The sequence below is a fragment of the Burkholderia sp. LMG 13014 genome (genome assembly GCF_905232215.1).
GTDB lineage: Bacteria > Pseudomonadota > Gammaproteobacteria > Burkholderiales > Burkholderiaceae > Burkholderia.
Map to the genome: position 1 here is coordinate 1 of NZ_CAJNKE010000769.1, position 2,399 is coordinate 2,399.

At 67.0% G+C, this 2,399-nt stretch carries 1 protein-coding gene and 1 pseudogene; both read right to left on the reverse strand.

The genetic code is table 11. The features are described from left to right. Positions 1-261 (reverse strand): annotated as a pseudogene (locus tag JYJ84_RS34340) (energy transducer TonB); the annotation flags it as partial. 25 nt (positions 262-286) lie between these two features. Further along, a partial coding sequence (locus JYJ84_RS34345; RefSeq protein ID WP_205190104.1) for a TonB-dependent receptor occupies positions 287-2,399 on the reverse strand: 2,113 nt, incomplete at its 5' end.

Genomic DNA, 2,399 nt, shown 5'->3' on the forward strand with positions numbered 1-2,399 from the left:
CAACGCCTTCACGATCGGCTTCGGCGGCGGAGGGGGTGGCGGCGGCGGCTTGACCGGCTCGATGATCCGTACGTCGACCGGATGCTGGACGATCTCCGTCACGCGATTGGCAAGACCGTTCAGCAACGCGTAGATCAGCGCCGCGTGCAGCAGCAGGACGGCCGCGATACCGCCGTAGCGGCGCACGGGATGGCGACTGGTCTGCCGGAACGGGCGCGGTTGTCCGGCAAGCCTGCGGGCCGGGGCGGAATGCGCAAACATGGAAGCTCCTCGAATCGTCCGCGCGTCAGAACGGCGCGCTCAGTTGCACGCCGATCGTGCGGGGCTGGATCACCGATGCCCAGACGTTGCCGCCCAGCGGCACATAGCTCGTATTGGCGGACAGCAGCCCTTCGCGGTTGAACAGGTTCCTGACGAAGAACGACAGGCTCGCGTACCGCAGGTCCACGCCCAACTGGAGATCCGTCACCGCGTAGGCGGGCAGGATGAAATCGGGCGAGCCCGTGGCGCCCGCGAAGCTCGCATGACGCTCGCCCACGAAGCGCTCGGCGGCACTGGCCGTGGCCGACCATTGGCCGAGCGGGAAACGCCAGCTCGCACCCAGCGACGCCGCGAACTTCGCGGTGTTCGGCAGCCGGTCGCCCGTGCGCGCACCGACGCTCGGCGCCCCTTCCGTCAGGTACGCGTCGATCGCGGCGAGCGACGCATTGAACGACAGCGCCGACGTCGGCCGCACGACGCCCGATGCCTCGAGGCCCTTGATCCGCGCATTGCCCGCGTTGACGAGTTGCGCGACGCCGTCCACCGCGCCGTATTGCTGGATGTCGTGCCATTCGATGTCGTAAGCCGACAGCGCGACCGAGACGCGGTTGTCGAACAGATCCGCCTTGTAGCCGATCTCGTAGTTCCACAGCGTGTCGGGCTTGTAGGTGGGATTGCCGGCGATCAGTTGCCCAGTCACCGCGCTGACCGCCATGCTGTTGGGGCCGCCCGGGCGATAGCCGCTCGCGACGCGCGCATAGACGTTGCTGGTCGGCGTGAGCTTGTAGCTGGCGGTGAACATGTACGTCTTGCTCGTATCCGACGACGTGCCCGGCGCGGATAGCGGCGTCGGCACGAGCAGGCCGGACGTCTCCTGCCGGTAGTCCTGGCTGTTGTGCGCGATCCGCATGCCGGCCGTCAGCGCGATGCGCGACGTGGGGTTGTAGGTGACGTCGCCGTAGGCCGCGAACTCCTGGTAACTGCCCGCAAAGCCGAGCCGCTCCAGATCGCCGAGCGGGCGGCCGCCCGCCGTCGCGCGGTACACCTGCAACGTGTTGCTGTGCTCATGGTCGTAGTAGAGGCCCGCGACCCACTCGAGCGTGCGGTTGCCGGGCGAAGTCAGCCGCAGCTCCTGCGTCACCTTGTTGGTGCCGACGGTGGAACTGGGCGTGACGGTGCTGACGTCGAGTCCGCCCGCCGCGAGAATCGGCGCATAGAACGGCGTGAAATCGAGCGTCGTCGACGTGCGCAGCGACTGGTATGCGGAAATCGCATTGAGTCGCGCCCAGCCGAAATCGTATTCGGCATTTGCTGTGTAGAACTGATTGCTCTGGTGATACGGTTCCTGCGAATCCTGCAATTTGGTCAGCGCGCCGTACGCGGGCCGGCCATTCATCCCGTAGTCGACGTAGTTCTGGCCGTTGCTGTTGATGTTCTGAAGCGTGGCCGTGAAGCGGAACGTGAGCTTGCGGGTCGGCGTCATGAGCAGCGACGCACGCACGCCGGTGGTGTCGCTCCGGTTGATGCGCGTGCCGGCGGCCGCGCCCGTCGCATCGACGTAGCCGCCATCGTGGTTGTTGAAGGCGGCGATGCGCAGCGCGGCGACGTCGGATTTCAGCGGCACGTTCAGCACGACGTTGGTCGTGTTGTTGAGGCCGCCGTGCCAGGTCGACGAAAACATCGTCCCGACGCTGCCGAAAAAGCTCTCGGTATCCGGCTGGTTGGTCACGTATTTCAGCAGGCCGCCCATCGCGCCCGCGCCATACAACGTCCCTTGCGGCCCGAACAGGATCTCGATGTGGTTCAGATCGAGCAGCCCCATGTCCAGGGCCAGCGCGGCCCCGCCGCCCGACACGGTGTTCGAGCCGAGCGGCGTATCGTCGACATACACGCCCACGGTCGGCCCGACGTCCTTGCCGGCCGTCACGCCGCGCATCGAGATCGTGCCCTGGCCCGGGCCGCCGCCGCTGTTGAAACCGACCCCCGGCTGCGTCGACAGGTAATCGCTCAGCTTCGTGGCACCCGACTTCTGCAGCGCATCGCTCGACAGCGTGTCGACCTTCATCGGCACTTCGCGCGCCGGCTCGCGACGCCGGTTGGCCGTCACCTCGACGGAATTGAGCGTGATCGCCGCACCG